At 34.7% G+C, this 21,904-nt stretch carries 16 protein-coding genes and 5 tRNA genes; 13 read left to right on the top strand and 8 right to left on the bottom strand.

Going from position 1 to position 21,904, the window contains the following annotated elements; translation table 11 throughout:
- Nucleotides 1–25: 25 nt before the first annotated feature.
- Nucleotides 26–466: an META domain-containing protein gene (locus KO502_RS12535; RefSeq protein WP_216022901.1), complete on the bottom strand. Its 441-nt coding sequence runs from the start codon at nt 464–466 to the stop codon at nt 26–28.
- Between the two features lie 393 nt (nt 467–859).
- Between KO502_RS12535 and KO502_RS12530 the strand changes: the two genes are divergently transcribed.
- The 9 genes from KO502_RS12530 to KO502_RS12490 all read left to right on the top strand — a co-directional run bounded on the left by KO502_RS12530 (nt 860) and on the right by KO502_RS12490 (nt 5,671).
- Complete coding sequence (locus KO502_RS12530) at nt 860–1,621, top strand: DUF599 domain-containing protein (protein ID WP_216022900.1); 762 nt, start codon at nt 860–862, stop codon at nt 1,619–1,621.
- On the top strand, nt 1,608–2,099 hold the full coding sequence (locus KO502_RS12525; RefSeq protein WP_216022899.1) for a DUF2919 family protein: 492 nt from the start codon (nt 1,608–1,610) through the stop codon (nt 2,097–2,099). The genes KO502_RS12530 and KO502_RS12525 overlap by 14 nt, the downstream gene beginning before the upstream one ends.
- A gap of 82 nt (nt 2,100–2,181) precedes the next feature.
- Nucleotides 2,182–2,952 (top strand): DNA polymerase III subunit epsilon, encoded by a 771-nt coding sequence (gene dnaQ, locus KO502_RS12520; RefSeq protein ID WP_216022898.1) that lies wholly within the window; start codon nt 2,182–2,184, stop codon nt 2,950–2,952.
- Nucleotides 2,943–4,379, top strand: coding sequence for a TIGR03503 family protein (locus tag KO502_RS12515; protein ID WP_216022897.1), 1,437 nt, complete (start codon nt 2,943–2,945; stop codon nt 4,377–4,379). The genes dnaQ and KO502_RS12515 overlap by 10 nt, the downstream gene beginning before the upstream one ends.
- Before the next feature lie 575 nt (nt 4,380–4,954).
- Nucleotides 4,955–5,031, top strand: a tRNA-Asp gene (locus KO502_RS12510).
- Between the two features lie 65 nt (nt 5,032–5,096).
- Nucleotides 5,097–5,173, top strand: a tRNA-Asp gene (locus KO502_RS12505).
- Nucleotides 5,174–5,242: 69 nt separating this feature from the next.
- Nucleotides 5,243–5,319 (top strand) — tRNA-Asp (locus KO502_RS12500).
- A gap of 69 nt (nt 5,320–5,388) precedes the next feature.
- Nucleotides 5,389–5,465, top strand: a tRNA-Asp gene (locus tag KO502_RS12495).
- A 129-nt stretch (nt 5,466–5,594) separates the two neighbouring features.
- Nucleotides 5,595–5,671: transfer RNA gene (locus KO502_RS12490), tRNA-Asp, on the top strand.
- A gap of 947 nt (nt 5,672–6,618) precedes the next feature.
- Here KO502_RS12490 and KO502_RS12485 read toward each other — a convergent pair.
- A complete protein-coding gene (locus tag KO502_RS12485) occupies nt 6,619–8,193 on the bottom strand; it encodes a cation:proton antiporter family protein (protein WP_216022896.1) in 1,575 nt (524 codons plus the stop codon).
- Between the two features lie 322 nt (nt 8,194–8,515).
- On the bottom strand, nt 8,516–9,136 hold the full coding sequence (locus KO502_RS12480) for an arylesterase (RefSeq protein WP_216022895.1): 621 nt from the start codon (nt 9,134–9,136) through the stop codon (nt 8,516–8,518).
- On the opposite strand from KO502_RS12480, the gene KO502_RS12475 reads away from it, so the two are divergent.
- From KO502_RS12475 to KO502_RS12465, 3 genes are all read left to right on the top strand, one after another.
- The gene (locus KO502_RS12475; protein WP_216022894.1) at nt 9,135–9,905 is read left to right on the top strand and encodes an ABC transporter ATP-binding protein; all 771 of its coding nucleotides are present in this window, start codon (nt 9,135–9,137) and stop codon (nt 9,903–9,905) included. The genes KO502_RS12480 and KO502_RS12475 overlap by 2 nt on opposite strands.
- Nucleotides 9,895–12,408, top strand: coding sequence for an FtsX-like permease family protein (locus KO502_RS12470; RefSeq protein ID WP_216022893.1), 2,514 nt, complete (start codon nt 9,895–9,897; stop codon nt 12,406–12,408). Before KO502_RS12475 ends, KO502_RS12470 begins: the two co-directional genes overlap by 11 nt.
- Nucleotides 12,409–12,525: 117 nt before the next feature.
- A complete protein-coding gene (locus KO502_RS12465; protein ID WP_216022892.1) occupies nt 12,526–13,638 on the top strand; it encodes an AI-2E family transporter in 1,113 nt (370 codons plus the stop codon).
- 110 nt (nt 13,639–13,748) lie between these two features.
- On the opposite strand, the gene KO502_RS12460 is transcribed toward KO502_RS12465, so the two are convergent.
- Nucleotides 13,749–14,252, bottom strand: coding sequence for a lysozyme inhibitor LprI family protein (locus tag KO502_RS12460; RefSeq protein WP_354668329.1), 504 nt, complete (start codon nt 14,250–14,252; stop codon nt 13,749–13,751).
- 536 nt (nt 14,253–14,788) lie between these two features.
- Here KO502_RS12460 and KO502_RS12455 point away from each other — a divergent pair.
- On the top strand, nt 14,789–16,135 hold the full coding sequence (locus KO502_RS12455) for a diguanylate cyclase (RefSeq protein ID WP_216022891.1): 1,347 nt from the start codon (nt 14,789–14,791) through the stop codon (nt 16,133–16,135).
- A 90-nt stretch (nt 16,136–16,225) separates the two neighbouring features.
- On the opposite strand, the gene yfaE is transcribed toward KO502_RS12455, so the two are convergent.
- The 4 genes from yfaE to ubiG form a co-directional block, all read right to left on the bottom strand.
- Nucleotides 16,226–16,531: a class I ribonucleotide reductase maintenance protein YfaE gene (gene yfaE / locus KO502_RS12450; RefSeq protein ID WP_216022890.1), complete on the bottom strand. Its 306-nt coding sequence runs from the start codon at nt 16,529–16,531 to the stop codon at nt 16,226–16,228.
- A gap of 71 nt (nt 16,532–16,602) precedes the next feature.
- Nucleotides 16,603–17,733, bottom strand: a complete 1,131-nt coding sequence (gene nrdB / locus KO502_RS12445) for a class Ia ribonucleoside-diphosphate reductase subunit beta (RefSeq protein ID WP_216022889.1) — start codon at nt 17,731–17,733, stop codon at nt 16,603–16,605.
- A 125-nt stretch (nt 17,734–17,858) separates the two neighbouring features.
- A complete protein-coding gene (nrdA, locus tag KO502_RS12440; RefSeq protein ID WP_216022888.1) occupies nt 17,859–20,132 on the bottom strand; it encodes a class 1a ribonucleoside-diphosphate reductase subunit alpha in 2,274 nt (757 codons plus the stop codon).
- A gap of 880 nt (nt 20,133–21,012) precedes the next feature.
- Nucleotides 21,013–21,786 (bottom strand): bifunctional 2-polyprenyl-6-hydroxyphenol methylase/3-demethylubiquinol 3-O-methyltransferase UbiG, encoded by a 774-nt coding sequence (ubiG, locus tag KO502_RS12435; RefSeq protein WP_216022887.1) that lies wholly within the window; start codon nt 21,784–21,786, stop codon nt 21,013–21,015.
- Between the last annotated feature and the right edge of the window lie 118 nt (nt 21,787–21,904).

The raw sequence follows: 21,904 nt of genomic DNA, 5'->3' as shown, positions 1-21,904 counted from the left end.
GTAACCTTACTAATAGTAATTAAGCTTACTTTGTTCTTTTTGCTTGTATTTGTAACACGCCTTGTTGATCGAACAAGGATAACTGTCCATTAGACAATTGAAAGCGTTTTACTTTACTTAATGCGTGTAAAACAGTCGTTTCTTGTTCCATTAGTGCAGGCAGACACATTTTACGTGTAGTTGCCATATTGCCTAATGTTAAAGAATTATTTTCCTGGCTATAACTAGTTGAAAAGTTATTACAAGAAGATGTGCCAGATAATTGATTTTCTGCAGTAAAAATTAAATCTACTTTACTGTCTTTAATTACTGATTCATCGTTTATAGATTCAACTAACCAATAACCTGCCAACGTTTCAGGCTCTGGTAAAACGGGAGAGGGATTACTACAGGCGGTAAGTAATATTGAAAATGTTGCACCGAGTAGAAAGTTTTTAGTGGTAAATTTTCTGCGGTAGTTTTTCATAACGCTCCTTTGATTATATTAAGCTAGCTAATTAAAAAGTGCTGAGCTGAATTTTACTCCGTACTTTATTTAAAGTCATTTAAAGCACTTAATAAGATAGCATACCAGCTCAAGATAACCAGACCAACTTAACTAGTTAATTTAACTATTTAGATAGTGTCTTTTAAATACCATTAAAACTCAAGTTATTACTTATATGGACTATGTAAATGATTAGCCAGAAATAATATTATCGAGACATATAATGTTTTTAATTTACATACTGTCATTTAGTTAGGTTAAGATATTATCTCGTTTGAAGGTTTTATGATTTAAATGAAGTGGTTGGTTAATAAAAGGTGGTTAACGTATAATCCAACTAAGTGTTTTCATTTTATATTTTAGGAACTTATTTTGCCATTTAGTCTTATTGATATATTAGCTTTACTTACCTTTATTTCTCTTTGGTACGGTTATTCTGTTTTCGCCAGAAAAAAAGCAAAAACAACTGACTGTATAGCATACACATTACAGCAACATAGAATTCAATGGATGCAAGAAATTATTACCCGAGAGGCTCGTGTTTCAGATACTAATTTATTGGCAAATTTAGAACGCAACATTGCCTTTTTTGCATCGAGCACCTTATTAATACTAGCGGGTATATTTACATTATTTGCTCAAGTTGAAACCTTAGAAAGGGTAATCGCTTCTTTGCCATTTGCGGTGGAGGTTGATCACCTAGCAATACAGCTAAAGTTAGCTGTATTAAGTATTATCTTTGTCATTTCATTTTTCCAATTTACTTGGTCGATGCGCCAATATGGTTTTGTTAACGTTATGATAGGCGCTGCACCTTCAATGACGAATTCAACGAAAGACCAGGAAAATATTAAAGCCTACGCAAAAGAAATGGCAGTTGTACAAGACCAAGCAGCCCATTCATACAATTATGGATTACGCTCTTATTACTTCGCTCTTGCTGAAATTTCGTGGTTTCTTCACCCCATATTATTTGTAGGGTTAAGTTTATGGGTGGTATTTACTTTGTATACTCGAGAGTTTAATTCTAGAGCGGTTAAAGCAATGACTAAAGCTAAAGTATTGCTTCATCAACAAACTGCGAATTTAAATACGAGCAATACAAAAACAACTCTGGTTAATGATGACAAATAAGTATAAAAATTACAGTATTGAAGATTTTGATAAGTTTGATTGTTTAAAACTATCTAAACGTTTTTATCTGGTTTTATTGTTTGTGTTACGAGGCTATATTATTTGGCTTATGTCGGTAACTAATATGCAAGATAGAGTTGCCACAATGCAATGGGTTTACCCAGAAACACGGTTGTTTTTCTTAAGTTTACTTTCAGGTGCTTTAGGTTTACTTGTATTACTTATTATTAGTTTACGGCGCCCCAATGCGCCTAATTGGGTAGTAACGTTATGGCCTAATACCCGTGTATTACTAGTGATGGCATTAATATTTGACTTTATTGTCAACTTAATTGGCTATTTTTATTGGCAGCTTACCTCTGTGTTATGGTTAGGAAGTCAAGCGGTAATCATTTTAGCTTTAGTCGCTCTGTGTTTTTCTAGTAAACGTATGCAAATTAATTTGCTAGAATTTCCACAAACATTACCTGAAAAATAACAAGAAAATACCGTACTCGCTACGAATAAGTAGAACAATTTTTACTCATGACTCGATTCGACACTATATAAAAGGCTCAACAGTGGATCATAATACAACAGCTCAACAACCAGAAAAAGATCAACGATTAATCATTTTAGATACTGAAACCACGGGTATAAACCCAAGGGAAGGGCATCGGATTGTTGAGGTTGGTTGTGTTGAAATGATAAATCGCCAACTAACAGGACGAAGCTTTCATGTGTATATAAAGCCCTTAGACCAGCAGGGTAACGTATTAGAAATGGAACAAGAAGTTATTAATATTCATGGTCTAACGAATGAATTTCTTAATGACAAGCCTATTTTCTCTCAAGTTGCTCATGAATTTATCGAGTTTATTCGTGGTGCTGAATTAGTTATTCATAACGCTAAGTTTGATGTTGGCTTTATGGATCATGAGTTTGCATTATTTAATGCAAGTGTGCGCAGTCAAGACAAAGTACCAATGACGGAAGATATTTGTACTATTACCGATACTTTAAAAGTTTCAAAGGATGAATTTGGCTCACCAAAAACATTAGATTATTTAGCGAAGTTTTATCGCGTAGATAAATTAGTTGACCGAACTTATCATGGGGCACTAATTGATGCGCAGTTACTAGCCTTTGTTTATATTGAAATGACTCGTAAACAGTCGACTTTCAATCTTTCATCAAATGAAGGAAGTGAAGAAGCGGCTAATGCGATCAGACGCTTGCCATCAACAAGGAAAAAACTAAAGATTATTACTGCTACTGCCGATGAACTAGAAGCACACTTAGATCGTGTAGCCGTTATCGCTAAAAAAGGAGCAGAGCCACTTTGGAAATAAATAAACCTTATTGTCTACACAGTCAATTAATAACAGCACCTAAGTTAACGACTTTGGCACTAACATTAATGCTTTCTTGTAATGTTTATGCTTTTTTTACAGGTGATACGGACTCGAATAATAATTTGAGTACAGCGGTAGATGACGAGAAAGCTTTAGTAATAACAAAAGATATTATTAAGCAAAATAATGTTGATAATAAGCTTAGTGTGACTGAAGTTGAATATTACCAAAAAGATAATATAACCAATCAAATACCTTATTTTGATAATCGCTTTAGGTTAGACGCTAACTTAGATGAAATTACTCTTATTTTTTATCGTAAAAGTGGCAGTACGCCAATTATTCTAATTAGGCCTGATGGTAGTAAAATTAGAGTAAATAACTTTGATAAAGAAAAAGTACAATGGTTTGACGACAGTACTTTTGACATGATTAAAATTAAAAAACCTATGCCAGGCCCATGGCAAGCTGTCGGAGATATATTACCAGAAAGCCAAATATTAATAGTATCTGATGTGAAAATATTGGTGGAGCCGCTACCTGATATTGTATTTTCCGGTGAAACATTAAAAGTAAGAGGTAACTTAACTAATGGTAATGTTGCAATAAATCCCCCTTACTTTAAAGATGTAGTGCAACTTGATGTGAATTTTTATAGTACAAATAATCCCCTCTACGATAATTTTAGTGCGGATGCTATTAAGTTAACGTCATTTCGTGATGATGGTTATGAACTTGATGAATATGCGAATGACAACATATTTACAGGAGAATTTATATTAGATTTCGCTGCAGGAGAATGGCAACCTGTTTATTTAGTAAATTTGCCGATGGCCACAAGAGAATTAAAACAAACACCCATATTGTTACAAGAAAACCCAATTGAGGTGAGTGTTGTAAAATCAGAGCTAGCTGAGCAACCACATCAAGTTATTTTAACAATAGACCCCAGCTTTGTAGACCCTAACAGTTTAGTGTTTCAGGGCAAGCTTATGTACCCAGACCGACAAACTGAAAATTTTTCTGTTATGGAAGAAAAAGGGGAGGTACGTGTTGTTAATATGGAAAATACTGAACCAGGTATATATCGGATTAACGTTAGTGCTTTTGGTAAAACCATTACTGGACGCGAGTTTAGATTAGTTGTACCTGAATTTAGCATTAATATCGAACAAGACCCAGAATTGGCTTTTGAACAGTTAAACCTTAACACAGAAGAAGTAGCTGCGGTGGATGAGAACGCGCTCAATAATACAGAAGAGTTTATTAACAAACTAGATGATGATATTGCGCAAACACTTGCTACACAGCAACAAAAACAGACTGAAAAAGAACAACAAACTATTATATTAATTGTTGCTGCTAATATTGTCATTATCACTATAGGTTTAATCATGTTTTTTATGTTTCGTAGAAAAAAATGATATAGATAACCTTATAAATTTTGAATATAAACCCTATACCCGTTCCACTTGAAGATGCTCGTTTCAGGAAACCTGAGCGATTCATAACCAAGGCACCTTTTTTTATCAAGGGTTGTTCCCTTAAAAAGAAATGTAACGCAGGGTATGATTTGCTCAGTCTTCCCCAAGGGCTGGTTTAGAAACGCTTTATGCCGCGTTATTGATTTTGAGAAGGAACAACCATTCTCTACAATCAATGCCTTGCCTAAAGGCGTTTCTAATTCCAGCTGAATCCTGCATCTTCAAGTGGAGCGGGTATATAGCACATAGTTAGGTTGTTGAGTGGAGCTGTATATGATTAACCAAATAAGCTAAATTAAGTTTTAAAATAAAACCTGAGTTTAATAAAATTATAAAATAAGTAATACGGACCTAAACCATAGATAATCGGTCAAAATATGCTTGTAAATCCATCAGATTGTTCTTCAAATGCTCAGACAAACAATTTTATTAAAAAAGTGGTTGACTGTGCCTCATCATAACCGTATTATCTCGCCGCATTCAACGACTTGTTGTTGAATCAGACAAAAGATCGCGGAGTGGTAGTTCAGTTGGTTAGAATACCGGCCTGTCACGCCGGGGGTCGCGGGTTCGAGTCCCGTCCACTCCGCCAACTTTGTCAAATCATCATAAATGATGTAGGTGTAAGTCCTATAAACTTGCAGAACAAAAGATCGCGGAGTGGTAGTTCAGTTGGTTAGAATACCGGCCTGTCACGCCGGGGGTCGCGGGTTCGAGTCCCGTCCACTCCGCCAATTTTGTTAAAATCATCATAATTGATGTAGGTTGTAAGTCCTGTTAAAATTTTCAAAACAAAAGATCGTGGAGTGGTAGTTCAGTTGGTTAGAATACCGGCCTGTCACGCCGGGGGTCGCGGGTTCGAGTCCCGTCCACTCCGCCAATTTTGTTAAAATCATCATAATTGATGTAGGTTGTAAGTCCTGTTAAAATTTTCAAAACAAAAGATCGCGGAGTGGTAGTTCAGTTGGTTAGAATACCGGCCTGTCACGCCGGGGGTCGCGGGTTCGAGTCCCGTCCACTCCGCCAATTTTGTTAAAATCATCATAATTGATGTAGGTATAAGTCCTACTAAAACTTAACAGTAAAATATTATATTTTTATTTAACTTTTATTAATTTATAATTTGTTAATTATATAATAAAGAACAAAGATCGCGGAGTGGTAGTTCAGTTGGTTAGAATACCGGCCTGTCACGCCGGGGGTCGCGGGTTCGAGTCCCGTCCACTCCGCCAACTTTGTTAAATCTCCAAGTATATTTTTATATAACTTCTATAACTTCTATTAATTCTTAATATTCATATTCCATTTTAATACTAAGTACTTATTCTACTCGTAATCGCCTCAGCCTTATACCAATCTCATAAACTAAGTGAGCATTTATACGGGCTAAAATAGATCACTTAATTAATGAAACTGGTATAACAGATAAAAAAAAACCCAAACATTGTTTGGGCTAAAAATGGCTCAGGGGTGTGAGCCGTGCGCTAATTAACTTTTACTAAGGGCAATGCTCTAAAATTATAAAGTTAAAAATACAATAGAAATAAAAAATAAGTCGGTCATTAAGTTCTACTTATTCACAATTCAACATAAAAATACAAACAATGTAACGAATGTGTAACTAAGTGTAGTGTAAGTTTTTTAAATTGCTAATATTTGTTTGATGTTTTTATTGTTATTATATTCAATAGGTTACGAGTTTGTTTTGATTTTCTTGTTAAAAGGTAACTGTAAGTTATCAACAGATAGTTAATGCTAAAACAGAAGTTGTACACAAGCTCTGTATATACCTGTACTGGTTAAAATAGTTAAACCCTACGTTCTTTTCAATCGCAATAACCAGTTATTACTCAATCAAGCGTCTTGTCTTTAAATATTTTTCCTTCGCACAGCTAGACCAGAAAATTATCGGAATTGGTATAAATCATATTATATTTTAAGGCATATTTGTGTATTCAATAACTGCTGGCTATTGCAAGTAAATTTAACGATGGAGTTGGAGAAAATAATTGCTAAAGGATGGGGATTAAACCGAGCTCTGGTTAAGTCGTTTGATATAAAAAAGCTATGCCGATTACAGGTAATAGGCATAGCTATAATTAAGTAAAGCTAATAAGTGGAGCTATTAATCAATAATATTGTAATTATTTATGTTTATAGAGTCGCTATATTTTAGACGTTATGCCGTTTTATTCGCTAGTAAAGATAAACTTTCTTCAGCAAAACCAACACCTACCTCAGTATAAAAGTTAAATACCTTATCAATACCAAACTCTTCTAGTTGCGCTCGTTCATCTTCGTAACGAGCAACCGCAGCTATTTTCCCTTTATAATGTACGGCGTTAAGTAATTTTTTTATCGTTATTGAATCTTGTACTGATGGTAAGGCAAGTAACACTAACTCAATACGAGATAAGTCTAAACTTTCCCAAAAGTGTATATCTTCAGCATCACCGTAATATCCATCTATCCCTTTATTGGCTAACCAGGTGATTTTATCTTTATCAGCATCTAGCCCCCAAGCCGGAGCATCACTGTGATTGTTAATTGCTTGATAAGCCCCCATACCAACACGGCCCATACCAACAATTAAAATGGGACGTTGTGCAGGTTGTGAAAAGCTGTCTTCAGCTAATTTTCTTTCTCGTTCAAATAAGGCTAGAAAGTCTCGATGTTTAGCAAATAAGGTATGCGCAAAGCGATAAATGACATTCGTTAATATAAATGAGATTGACACACTTAGCGCCAGAATAACAAGCCAGTCATTACTTAACCAACCGGCTGTAACACTTAAAGCGCCAACAATTAATCCGAACTCACTAAAGTTGCTTAACGAAAGTGATGTGAGGAATGCGCTTCGACAACGCATTTTTAACAAACTGAAAATACCATAAAAGAGAATAAATTTTATAGGGATTAACAAGACTAATAATAACGCTAAACTAAACATTTCTAAGGTTGGTATTGCAGTAAAACCAATAGATAAGAAAAAGCCAATTAAGAAGATATCTTTAAAGCTCATTAATGCTTTGTTAATTTCTGTTGCCTTAGTATGGGAAGCTAGATACATACCAATAAGCAGTGCGCCTAGATCTCCTTTTATATTAACTAATGAAAATAATTCGTAACTACCTAAAGCTAAGAAAATACCGGTTAAAGGGATTAATTCACCGTGACCAACATGATCAATCACTTTATTGACTAATGGCTTTATCAGAAACAACCCAAGTAATGAAAAAGCCCACACTGAAGGGGTTTTACCTGTAGCCATAACTAAAAAAGCGACCGCAACAATATCTTGAATTACTAGAATGCTTACTGCTAATTTACCATGGCGAGTACGCACTTCTCCGTTTTCTTCTAATAATTTGATTACGCAAACAGTACTACTGAAACTTAACGCGAAGGCAATTAACGCAGCGGTTGATAAATCTAAATCAACAAAATAACTAATGGACATTAAAGCGAGTAATTTAAAGAAGGCAATGGTGCCTAATATCCACAGTATTGTATGTAATGAACTACCTAACCAAACTTCTGTTTTAAATAAGTTTTTTACATTTAGTTTTAAACCAATGGTAAATAACATAATAGTAATACCAAGGTCACTCAGTAAACTTAAACTTTCATCAGCTTGGTAGCCAGCAATATTTAGAATAAAACCAGCGGCAAGAAATCCAATAGAGGGGGGTAGTGAAATAGTTTTTGCAGCCAAACCGCAAATAAAAGCGAAAAATATCCAGATAAAGTCCATGTTGTTACTCTATATCTCGTTAAGTCAGTAAGTTTAAGTTAGCAAATAAAGGTTAGCTATTATGAGTATTTATACGCGGCAACAATGTTAAAATTTACCGTTTATTAAATAGAGCACTATTTATATTTAGTAAAGAGCCGAGTAGGAAAAACCTAGCAGAAATTGTATTTATGAATAGAACTTATGAATATACTAAGTAAAAGTATAAATACTATGTATGTAAGTTTAACTTAAAAGTTAAACATTATGCTAATTAAATTGGACTAATTTAGAACCAATTTAATGCATAATTTAACAAAATATTAGTTGTTATTATTGTGAATTATTTTTGCAGCCATTTATCTATTTCAATAGCCATAAAATCACGAATTATTGGCTGAGCTTTAGCGTTTGGATGTAAGTTATCGTTTTGCATTAGCTTGGGATCTATAGCAATATTTATCATAAAATAAGGCATGAGGTAGGCGTTAGTTTTAGTTGCTACTTGTGTATAACTATCGGTAAACATTTTAGTATACCTTGGACCTAGGTTTGGAGGGATTTGTATTTCCATTAAAGCAACTTTAGCACCGCTTCTCTGGCTTTTTGTTACAAGCTCTGTTAAATGCTTTTGAATAAGAGAAACAGGAAAGCCTCTAATACCATCATTACCGCCTAGCTCTATAAGTACATAATCTGGTTGATGGTTATCTAACCAAGAATCAATTTTTAATAAAGCATTATCTGTAGTTTGACCGCTAATTGCGGTATTAATAATGGTAATTTCTTTTTTATTAGCAGAGTATGTATTTTGTAACAATTGAACCCATGCTTGTTCTTGCTCAAGTCCATAGCCAGCACTTAAGCTGTCACCAATCAGTAAAATTTTATCATTCGCATAACTTATTAATGATATGTTAGTGGTAATTAAAATTAATATAAATTTTAGGAAAAAACGCGTCATGTCAGTAGTTTCTCAGGTTGAAAATCAGAAAAAGACTCAGTTAGATGAATCATCAAATATAATCCAAGTATCTGGGTTAACTAAAAGTGTTAGTACACTTGAAGGAAGTCTTACTATCCTTAGCGATATCAACTTCAGTGTCAAGTCTGGCGAATCAGTTGCTATTGTTGGTGCTTCTGGCTCGGGTAAGTCAACCTTACTTAGTTTATTAGCGGGGCTTGATACAGCAACTAAAGGCGATGTTATTCTTGATAATCAAGCACTAAGTTCGTTAGATGAAGAAGATAGAGCGCAATTAAGAGCCGAAAAAATTGGCTTTGTATTTCAATCTTTCATGTTAGTGCAAAGCTTAACAGCGCTTGAAAATGTAATGTTACCAGCTGAGTTAGCGGGCGATCACGATGCTAAAGCACAAGCGATTGAATTACTCGATAAAGTAGGTTTATCACACCGTCTTGAGCATTACCCTTCGCAATTATCAGGTGGTGAGCAACAGCGTGTGGCTATTGCTAGGGCATTTATTGGCTCTCCTAAAATTTTATTTGCAGATGAGCCGTCTGCCAATCTAGATAGTAAAAATGGACATTTAATTGAAAAGTTACTTTTTGATTTAAATAAACAAAATGGTACAACTTTAGTACTGGTTACTCATGATGAGCATCTCGCCAAACAATGCCAGCGTATTATCCATATTGAGGGCGGCCAACTTGAAAAAATAAGTGATGGTGTAACGGTTGACACAACAAAGGTAACAACACATGTGGGTTAAACTAGCTTTTAAGTTATTTTCACGAGAATTTCGACGTGGTGAATTAACCATTATATTTGCGGCAATTGCACTGGCAGTACTCACTGTTTTTAGTTTATCGTCAATCACTGAACGTATAGGTTTAAATATCATTCAAAAGAGTAGTGACTTTATCGCTGCAGATCGACGTTTATCAAGTAATCACCCTATTGATACCCAATTATTAAGTAAAGCGAATGAATTTGACTTAGAAACTGCAAAGTTGATTTATTTTGACTCAATGTTATTCGCTAATGACGAGCTAGTACTAGGCTCAGTGAAAGCAACAACACAAGCATACCCGTTACGAGGAAAAATATCGATTAAGGATGAACTAACGAGTGAGCCTTATGATGTATCAACAGGGCCTGAAGTCGGCTCTATTTGGCTCAGTGAAGGACTCTTTTATACGCTTAATGTAAAGATTGGCGATACAGTTGAGTTAGGTGCAGGTATATTTAATATAGAAAAAGTTTTAGTTAAAGAGCCCGATGCGCCATTTTTCTCTCTATCTGGTAATAAACGCGTATTACTTAATTATGCGGATGTTCCTAAAACGAAAGCAATTCAGCCTGGCAGTCGTGCCTTTCATCGTTATCTGTATAAAGGTGAAGAGCAACAATTAACAGATTATTATGCGTGGTTGAAACCGCAATTAAAAAGTAACCAAGATTGGCAAGGTATAAAAGACAGACAATCGCCATTAGGTAAAAACTTATCGCAAGCTGAGAGTTATTTATTATTAGCAGGGTTATTTGGCATTATGTTAGCTGCTGTTGCCATGGCAGTATCAGCAAAACGTTATTGTGAACGACAATACGATCCTGTAGCTATGATGAAAACTTTAGGTGGTAGCCGTCGCGTTATTCGTAACATATTTTTATTACACCTAAGTTTAGTCACTGTTTTCTCAGTCGTTGTTGGTTTAAGTATTGGTTATGTTTTGCAAACTATTGGTGCTGATTATTTAATGAGTTTTATGGGCGCAGAATTACCTACTGCGGGTGCTAGACCTTGGTTGCTATCTATTCTTATCGGGGGAATTTGTGCTTTGATGTTCTCATTGAAGCCTCTATTAGATTTATTTGATATTCCACCTCTACGTGTTTTACGACGTAACTTAGGCGATACCTTGGCAATAAGTCGAATTCATGTCGCTTTATCATTAATCACTATTTTTGCTTTAATGTGGTTATTTAGTGGTGAAATAGTTACTACGTTAATTTTGTTTGCTTCTACCTTATTAGTTATTGCTATTTTATTTGCTATATCGCGCTTACTTTTTGCTGCTGGTCGTAGTTTAGGGTTAAGACCTGGCTCTAGTTGGTCTTTAGCCATTGCAACTTTGCAAAAGCGCGCCAATGCCAATGCAATCCAATTAATTAGCTTTGCCTTAGCAATTAAGTTGATGTTGTTTTTAGTTGTTCTCAAAAGTGACATTATTGATGACTGGCAACAACAAGTACCTGAAGGTGCGCCGAATATGTTTATCATTAATATTGGAGAGCAAGAAATTTCGCCGATTAAGCAATTCTTTACTGAAAACAATATTATTCATGAAGACTTTTACCCTGTCTTTAGAGGGCGTGTTGATGCTATCAATGATGAACCTCTGGCACGAAAAGTTTCTAAACAAGAAGGTGAAGAAAAAGACGAAGAAGAAAGAGAAGGTGTTAGACGAGAGCCAAATTTGACATGGTTAGCAGATTTACCTGAAAGTAATGAAATAACGGAAGGGGAATGGTTTAGTAGTGAGCTTACCAGTGAAGATGATATTGAAGTATCTGTTTTTGATGGCTGGCAAGACAGGTTAAACCTTAAGCTGGGTGATACCATTACTTTATTAGTTGATGAGCAACCTATAAAAGTTAAAGTAACCAGTTTTAGAAAAGTTGATTGGGCATCACTTAAACCTAACTTTGTGATGGTATTAAGCCCCAATATGGCAGGAAAAGTCCCTGTAACTTACTTCAGCGCAGCACAAATTAAAGAGCAACATACTAAAGCTGTTAGCCAATTGTTACAGCGTTACCCAACTATAAGTATGATTGATATCAAAGCGAGAATAGAGCAAGCACAATCAATTATTGCCCAAGTTTCAATAGCTATTGGTTTTGTTTTGTCTATTGTTTTAATTAGTGGAGCTTTAGTACTTATTTCACAGGTACAAGCGAGTTTAGCTGAACGTATGCAAGAAGTGGTTATTTTAAGAACCTTAGGTGCGAAAGGGCGGCTAATTAAATTAGCAACCTTGTATGAGTTTGTTCTACTTGGTGCTATTGCTGGTTTGGTAGCCGCTGTAGTAAGTGATGTCGCCTTATTTATTATTCAACAACAACTGTTTAATGTTGATGGTAGATTTCATTTTTATATTTGGTTACTAGGTCCTATGAGCGGAGCTATTTTTGTTTCAGCGATCGGTTATTTTATGGTAGCAAGAACAATGCGACAAAATACTCAAGGGTTATTACGTAAACTAGGTTAAGTAAAATATAATACAGTGCTTTTGGGACTGGAATGAGAATAGTATTCATGACAATGTAATAGTCTAACTGAATTAATTAGGTTATATTGCTTTGATAAAATATAAGGACTCATTTTCATGATTGTAACCCCTGATTCTAATCTCAATAAGAACTCCATAGTTAAAATTTTTGTTACTATCGCGGCTATTTTTATTATCCTTGCAGGAATAAAGGTAGCCGCTATTATTCTTGTTCCATTCTTACTCTCAATTTTTATTGCCATCATTTGTAACCCGTTAGTAAGTAAAGCCACGAGTTATAATATTCCCAAAGCTATATCCATTATTTTCGTCATTGCTTTATTTGTCACTTTTGCCGTTTTTATTACAGGGTTAGTTGGTAGCTCTCTTAATGAACTAAAGGAGCACCTACCTCAGTATAGGGTCCAACTTAAAGACCAGTTTTCATGGTTAACTGAGTTTTTTAGTAAATATGACATTAAAATATCGGTAAAAATACTTACTGATTATTTTGATCCAGCAGCAGCAATGGGTTTAGCCGCAGAAATGTTATCAGGGTTTGGCTCTGTAATGGCTAATATGTTCTTGGTTATTTTAACGGTTGTTTTTATGTTATTTGAGTCATCAACATTACCACAAAAAATACATATCGCCTTAGATGATCCGCAAAAACGATTAAAACAAATAGGCCGCTTTTTAACTTCAGTAAATCATTATATTGCGATTAAAACCGTAATGAGCCTATTAACAGGCTCTTTAGTGTCGCTAATGTTATGGGGTTTGGGTTTAGATTTCTTTTTATTATGGGGCGTTTTAGCCTTTTTACTTAACTATATTCCAAATATAGGCTCTATCATTGCTGCGGTACCACCAATAACCTTGGCTATTTTACAGTTAGGCGTAGGTGACGCGGGTATTGTTGGCTTAGGCTTTCTCGCCATCAATATGGTTGTAGGTAATATTATTGAACCTAAATATTTAGGTAAAGGTTTAGGCTTATCTACTTTGGTTGTTTTCTTATCTTTAATCTTTTGGGGGTGGATGCTTGGCACTGTTGGTATGTTATTAAGTGTTCCTTTAACCATGATATTAAAAATAGGTATGGAAAACTCACCAGAAGGGCGTTGGATTGCAGTACTGCTAAGTGATGAAAGTGGTTTAGAAGATGTTATTGATGATGAAAGCGCTGAAACCATAGAAGATGAACACGAACAAAAATTATTGAGTTAGTGTTAATTACGTTAAGTTGATATTTAATCAATGTTAGCTATAGCTCAAACTAAAAAAGCGTTAACTAATAACGCTTTTTTATGCCATAAATATTGCACTAACATCATTTCTTAAGGTGTTAGAGTGCTTTCCCTTGCTTTAAGTATCGCTATTCTGGCATTGCTTAATACCACAAAACACTTCTTATAACCGATACTGGCACCACTTGCAGGCGATATAGCTAAATATTGCCATCTACAGTCATCTTCACGATAACTCACGAAGCTACGTTGTGCACTTTTAAACATATTTAATGCGGAGCTGCGGCCATTGTTAGCGGCTTTTTCTTCTAATGCAAAGGTGTGTAAGTTAACCCATGTTTGTAACTCTCTTTCTACATGCATAATGACACTATCTAAACACTTTGACATAGCTTGTTCAGCTAATTGTTCAGGGGCATTATTTTGACACTCTTCAATACTGCTAGCAGCATGAGCAGAAGTCAATGATAATAAAGGGTACAATAGAAGTAGAGCTGAACTCATTTTAACAAAATTAAATGTGTTAATACTTAACTTTACTAAAGTGTTTTTTTGAAAAGGAGTAATACTGCGCGTTATTTTATGATTTAACACTTTAATCCTTATTTATTGAAAAATAAATTAAAAATATAAATAAGAGCTATATTCATAATAATATAACTCAAGGAAGTCCGTAAACGTATTTAAATACTAGACTAATTTAGTATTTTAGCTTAATTAAATAATTAAATTAAAGGATTAATTTAATCATTTAATTTAAGATACTAGGATTTGTTATTCTTTAAATATTAGTTTCACTGATACTTTAATGACTGGTCATGATAGGATTGTATTCTAAGTTAATTTTTAATAACCTTTAGATAGTAATATTTGTTTAAATATAAATAGTTAAGTACTATTCATTAAAACAATTTAATTAAAAAAAACATTAGGTTATTTAAATTATTGTTCAGAATAAATTTAAGGACTGGCGATAATAAAACGCAAAATAAGCCGTTAACAAACTTATTTAAAAATTGATGCTGACACCAATAAAATTTCGATAGGCCTTATAATTAAGGACTGAATTTAAAAGCTAAGTAAAAATATTTAGCATACCTAAATATTTTTAATAGCCGAGAGACTATTTAATGAAGCTAGATAATGAATACAGAATACTGGTTGTAGATGATGCCCAAGACACGCAAATGTTATTAGATTACGATCTAAGTGCTGCGGGTTATCTCGTTACTTGCTGTGATAATGGTGAAGATGCGCTGACAATATTAAAAGCGCAAAAAGTTGATCTCATTCTATTAGACATGTATATGCCAGGCTTATCCGGTTTAGAAACATTAGTTAAAGCAAAAGCTGATGATTTAACGGCTGATATACCTGTGATCATGTTATCAGCTTCTACTGATGAAGATGAGGTTGTTGCGGCCTTAGAATACGGAGCTGGAGATTATGTTATTAAGCCTTATGTTGCCAAAGTTTTACTAGCTCGCATAAGAACCGCAATTCGATTAAAAGAAAAAACTGCTCAGCTTGAATATCTAGCTAAAACTGACTTTCTCACCGGTATTAATAATCGTGGTAACTTTTTTGAGCTAAGTACAAACGCTCTGAGTTTAGCGAATAGGACTGGGCAAATGTTTGTTGTTGCAATGTTTGATATTGACTTCTTTAAGCCCATAAATGACAACTATGGGCATTATGCGGGAGATCAAGTTTTACGTGTGTTTAGTCGAAGTTTGTCTGAGGCCTTTAGAGGTTACGATATTATAGGTAGAGTTGGAGGCGAAGAGTTTGCAGTGTGCTTACCTAATACCAGTAAGGAAAATGCTTATATTGCCTGTGAAAGGTTTCGTACATCAATAGAGCAACTTGATATCAACATTATTACTGATAATGAAGAAGAAACTGTGATTAATATTACAGTAAGTACTGGATTAGTTTTAGCTGAAAATAAAACCTTAAAAATAGATGCTTTAATGAAACAAGCCGATATAGCACTCTATTACGCAAAAGAGCACGGACGTAATCAAGTCGTTGATGCTAGTCTTATTTGTAATAAAGAGTTAGAAGGAAATAATCAAAGTAAGAGTGATAAGGATATTATGCAAACTAAATTAAATGAAGCACAAGAAGGTAACATTGATGGTATTGATTATGCTATTGGTGTGAACAATGTTTTAGGTGACGCATCATTATTCCAGGAGGTTTTAGTGATGTTTTATCAAGATCACCACCAAGATGCGGATAAATTATATAAGGCAATGACAGAGCAAGACAATGCAACCATTAAACATCTAGCTCATACCTTAAAAGGTGTGGCATGCTCTGTTGGGGCCATGGAACTATTTGAAATAACGAAAACACTTGATATTGCAATTAATGAAAATCAAATGAGTGCTATTGACGATTTGTACACTAAATTGTCGTTAGAGTTAAACAGGGTTATGCAGGCAATTAAGTCAGTACTTGATGTCAGTTAATAGTTTTACAGTCTATTTTTGTTATTGAACAAAAATAGACTGACGTAAAGGTAGAATAAAGGGAGTGAGTTAGAAATCTCACACCAATTTTTATTCGTCGATAAGTATCGTTATATCAGTAATTGGAATACAACAGCAGGGTAATATTTCTTTCTCACCAACATAAGCTAAAGGCTCACCCATGGGGTAGTTGATATCGCCTTCTACTAGCTTTACTCTGCAGGCACCACAAAAGCCATCTCGACAATGATAATGGACTTCCACATCGGCAGACTCTAAACAATCAAGCAACGTTTGTTTACTATTTTTATAGTGAACAACTTTTCCTTGAACACTTATTTTAGGCTCTAATTTGAGGTTACTATTCACTTTTTGAGTCGTGTTTTTTGTTGTCATACACACCTCAAGTGTTAAATTAAATCAAATGTCATTAAAACAACTAAAAGTATTGAGAGAAAAGTAAGTACTTATAAGTCAAAATCATCAAAGTCATCTTCATTCATTGATGCATCAACCTGTCCAACCAAATAGCTAGATATTTCAGTTTCTTGTGGTGCTACTTGCACGTTATCACTAACTAAGTAAGCATTCATCCATGGTAACGGGTTACTTTTTACGTTGTATGGTGAAGTAAAACCAATAGCGGCTAAACGCTGACTAGCGATATATTCAATATATTGGTTTAAAATTTCAGCGTTAAGGCCAATCATCGAACCGTCTTTAAATAAATATTTGGCCCATTCTTTCTCTTGGTTAACAACATCAAGAAATATTTGTAAGCCTTCGTCACGCATTTCTTCACTGATTATTTTCATTTCAGGGTCGTCGTTGCCAGCTCTCCAGTTATTTAAAATATGCTGTGTGCCTGTAAGATGAAGTGCTTCATCACGGGCAATCAATTTAATTATTTTAGCATTACCTTCAAGTAATTCTCGTTCAGCAAAAGCAAATGAGCAGGCAAAACTTACATAAAAGCGAATGGCTTCAAGGGCATTAACAGAACAAACCGCAAGGTATAAACGTTCTTTAAGCTTTCTGGTATTTACCTCGATTGTTTCACCGTCTACTTGATAAGTTCCTTCACCTTGAGATTGCAATAATTGTGTGGTTAATATCACTTCATCAAAATATTTAGCAATACTTGAGGCACGCTTTAAAATGGCAGGGTTAACAATAATATCGTCAAATATTTCACCGGGTTCGGTAAATAAGTTACGTAAAATATGGGTATAAGAGCGAGAGTGAATGGTTTCACTAAATGCCCATGTTTCAACCCAAGTTTCAACTTCCGGTAAAGATACTAATGGTAGGAGTACCGCATTTACTGAGCGTGCGGCCATAGAGTCGAGTAAGGTTTGGTATTTTAAATTAGAAATAAAAATATGTTTTTCAGAGTCAGTAAGGCTCTGCCAGTCAGCTCTATCCTTTGATACATCCACTTCTTCAGGACGCCAGAAAAAAGAAAGTTGTTTTTCAATGAGCTTCTCAAACGCCACAAAACGCTGTTGATCGTAGCGAGATACATTAACACTGTTTCCTAGAAACATTGGCTCTAGTAAAGCATTATTAGGGGTTTGATTAAACGTGGTATACGCCATTTTTTTATTCCTTTAGAGACTACATCCGTGTAGTAACAAAAGCCTAGTAAAATGACTAGGCTTTATAGTTTTTAATTGATATTACTGATATAAATTAACTCAGTAAGGTTTGTGCATTTGCAGAGTTAAATCTTACACGCGCCGCCTGAGCAGTCATCGTCGTCATCTACTCCAACGTTATCACTAGCACCATCACGTGTGTTGTGATAGTAAAGTGTTTTAACGCCAAGTTTATATGCAGTTAACATGTCTTTTAAAATTTGTTTAACGGGAACTTTACCGCCTTCAAATTTATTAGGATCATAATTAGTATTCGCTGAAATTGTTTGGTCTACAAATTTTTGCATAATAGCAATTAACTCTAAATAACCTTGGTTATCAGGAATACTCCATAATAATTCATAGTTATCTTTAAGCTTTTTGTATTCAGGTACTACTTGTTTTAATACACCATCTTTACTGGCTTTCACACTGATTAAACCGCGAGGTGGTTCAATACCATTGGTTGCATTAGATATTTGTGATGAGGTTTCTGATGGCATTAACGCTGATACAGTAGAGTTTCTAACGCCATGTTTAACAATACTCTCACGTAAACCTTCCCAATCAAGATGTAAAGGCTCAGCAGTAATATCATCTACTGTTCTCTTATACGTATCAATTGGTAAAATACCTTGTGATAGGCGTGTTTCATCAAACTTAGGGCAGGCACCTTTTTCTTTAGCTAATTCGTTACTTGCTTTAAGTAAGTAAAATTGAATTGCTTCAAAAGTACGGTGAGTAAAGTTATTTGCGCTACCATTTGAGTAATAAAGGCCATTTTTAGCTAAGTAGTAAGCAAAGTTAATAACACCTATACCTAAAGTTCTACGCGCCATACTTGCACTTTCTGCAGCTTTAATTGGATAGTCTTGATAATCTAATAAATTATCTAAAGCACGAACAGCTAACTCAGCTAACTCTTCTAATTCATCTAATGACTCAATAGCACCTAAGTTGAACGCAGAAAGCGTACAAAGGGCGATTTCGCCATTTTCATCATTAATATCGTTCATTGGCTTGGTTGGCAAAGCAATTTCTAAACATAAGTTACTTTGACGAATAGCCGCTTTTTCAGGTTGGAACGGGCTGTGGGTATTACAATGATCAACGTTTTGTAAATAAATTCGACCTGTACTTGCACGTTCCTGAGCGAATAAAGTAAACAACTCTACTGCTTTAATACGCTTTTTACGAATAGATTCATCATTTTCGTATTGCTCGTATAAACGTTCAAACTTATCTTGATCTTCAAAGAAAGCATCGTATAAACCAGGTACATCGCTTGGACTAAATAAGGTAATAGAACCACCTTTAATTAAGCGTTGGTACATTAATTTATTAAATTGCACGCCGTAATCTAAATGACGAACACGGTTTTCTTCTACGCCTCGGTTATTTTTAAGTACCAGTAAACTTTCAACTTCTAAATGCCATAATGGGTAGAATAATGTTGCCGCACCACCACGAACGCCACCTTGCGAACAACTTTTAACAGCTGTTTGAAAATGTTTATAAAATGGAATACAACCCGTATGGAATGCTTCGCCGCCACGAATGTTACTACCCAACGCACGAATTTTACCTGCATTAACACCAATGCCAGCACGTTGAGAAACATATTTAACAATGGCGCTTGAGGTAGCATTTATTGAATCTAAACTATCACCACATTCAATTAAGACACATGATGAAAATTGACGAGTAGGCGTACGTACACCTGCCATAATTGGTGTAGGTAAAGATATTTTGAAAAGTGAAATGGCATGATAGAACTTTTCAATGTAACGTAAACGTGTTTCTTTTGGGTATTTTGCAAACAAACATGCGGCCACTAGCACATAAAGAAATTGTGCGCTTTCGTATATTTCACCGTTCACACGGTTTTGTACTAAATACTTACCTTCAAGTTGCTTCATTGCTGCATAACTAAAGTTTAAATCTCGGCTATGATCCATGAACAAAGCCATGTGTTCAAAATCATCTTTAGTGTAGTCGGTAAGCAGGTGTTCATCGTATTTTCCTGCAGCGACTAACTTCACAATATGATCATAAAGGGCAGGTGGCTCAAACTGGCCATAAGCTTTTTTACGTAGATGAAATACAGATAAACGAGCCGCTAAATATTGATAATCAGGTGTTTCTTCTGAGATCAAATCAGCAGCAGCTTTAATGATGGTTTCATGAATGTCTTCAGTTTTTATGCCGTCATAAAACTGAATATGAGACTTTAATTCTACTTGAGAGACAGATACTTGCTCTAAGCCATCAGCAGCCCAAGCAATGACGCGATGGATTTTTTCTAAATCTATGGTTTCTTTATTACCATTTCGTTTAGTTACAGAAAGGTTATTATTCATGAAGTACCTGCACAGCGGTTATTGTTGTTGTTTCTTTATCATCCTTAATAAAAGGATCTAAAATGTCCCTAATAAAACCCCTATATACTGTGATTAAAATACTGCGATTAAAATAAAACACCTTTTAAGTTATAAATAATTGAAGGTGTAGCTTATATCGATTGAACATCAAATGCACAATATCTAGGGTTTTTTAAAATTCCAAACACAAGATAGTGAGGTTTTAGGATTTTTGCAAGTGTTAAAATAGGTTGTTTTTTCTGATCTATTTGTCAATATTTTAAGGGTTAGTAGTGACTAACCTAGCAAGACAATTTGTTTTTGTAATTTACTAAAATCAATATTTATTTCAGTTATTTTTTTAAATGAAAAAAACACGTGATTTTTTTTCATTTAAAAATCATCTTGACTTAGCTGTTTAACTTGAAAATTATAAACTTGTTATATAACAATTGCTTAGCGTGATGTAGTTGGCGGAGATTAATCTTCGAACAACTTGTTTGTTTAACCTACTTGTTACGATGAATTAAGCATCAACTTAATTTAAAGGCGGTTAATTTGGTAAGTAAGTTGGCTAAGCAACAGTGAATTTAAAAGAACAAAAATCAGCATAAATAATAATGCGCAGTTTTACGCTGAATAATAGGGTCTGTGATCTTTCAGATTTAAAATTTATTCAATTTAAAAAGCGACCAACAATGAGTAAATTTGTTTTAAATGAACCTAAAGGCAGCTCTTGTTTGAATTTATACGACGTTATCGCTTGTTCGTGTAGCTCGCTATAGGTCACATGACCTGCCTTGTCTACTATTAATAAAAGAAGTCCAAATAAGTTGCTGTAAAAGTAATCTCGAAAGATCAACAGATTCTAGTTAAAACTTTATATTTTACGACAGCATAAAATGTAATTAACATCTAATGAATCTATTAATTTATGATTTTCAGTTAGCGGGTTATAATGAATACCACTGGCATCAATACACTTTAAATCGAAATCTTCAGCCCAAGCGATTAACTGTGATGGTCGTATAAATTTATCATGATCGTGGGTACCATCTGGCACTAGCTTAAATAGTTTTTCAGCGGCGAGTATTGCTAGCAGGTATGACTTAATATTTTTATTAAGTGTTGAAAAGAAAACTAAGCCACCGGGTTTTACTAATGTAGAACAGGCGTGAATTACCGAAGCAGGATCGGGTACATGCTCAAGCATTTCCATACAAGTTACTATATCAAAGCTATCAGGCGCTTCTAGCGCTTTTTCTTCAGCCGTTATTTTTTGATAATTAATAGGTAAGCCGGTTTCAAGAGCATGTAGTTTTGCTACATTCAATGGCTCTGTACCCATATCAAGACCGGTAACATTTGCTCCTAATTTAGCTAAAGATTCAGATAAAATCCCACCGCCACAGCCAACATCAATGGCTTTGATATTATGGAGACCATTAATAGCGTTAACCGTGCTGTAATTAGCTTCGTTGTCGGTTGTGCTATCACTTGTAAGTTGAGCAATATGTTGACAAATAAATTGCACTCTTAACGGGTTAATTTGATGTAATGGCTTAAAGTCGCCAGTTAAGTCCCACCATTGACTAGCTACCTGTTCAAATTTAGCAATTTCATCGTTATTTACGTTAAGAGGTTTAGTTGTCATAGCATATATTGTTTGAAGTTAATTTTAAGGACTTTTGATTCTAAACTAAAGTCCTTTTTAAACAAAGAAGATAGATCAAAATTACGGTTTTTAGGTGTTTTTTTAGACGGTTATTAAC

The organism is Colwellia sp. E2M01 (assembly GCF_018860585.1).
In the GTDB taxonomy this organism is placed as follows: Bacteria; Pseudomonadota; Gammaproteobacteria; order Enterobacterales; family Alteromonadaceae; genus Colwellia.
Note: the sequence above shows the minus strand (reverse complement) of the source record. Positions and strands in the feature narration are given on the sequence as shown.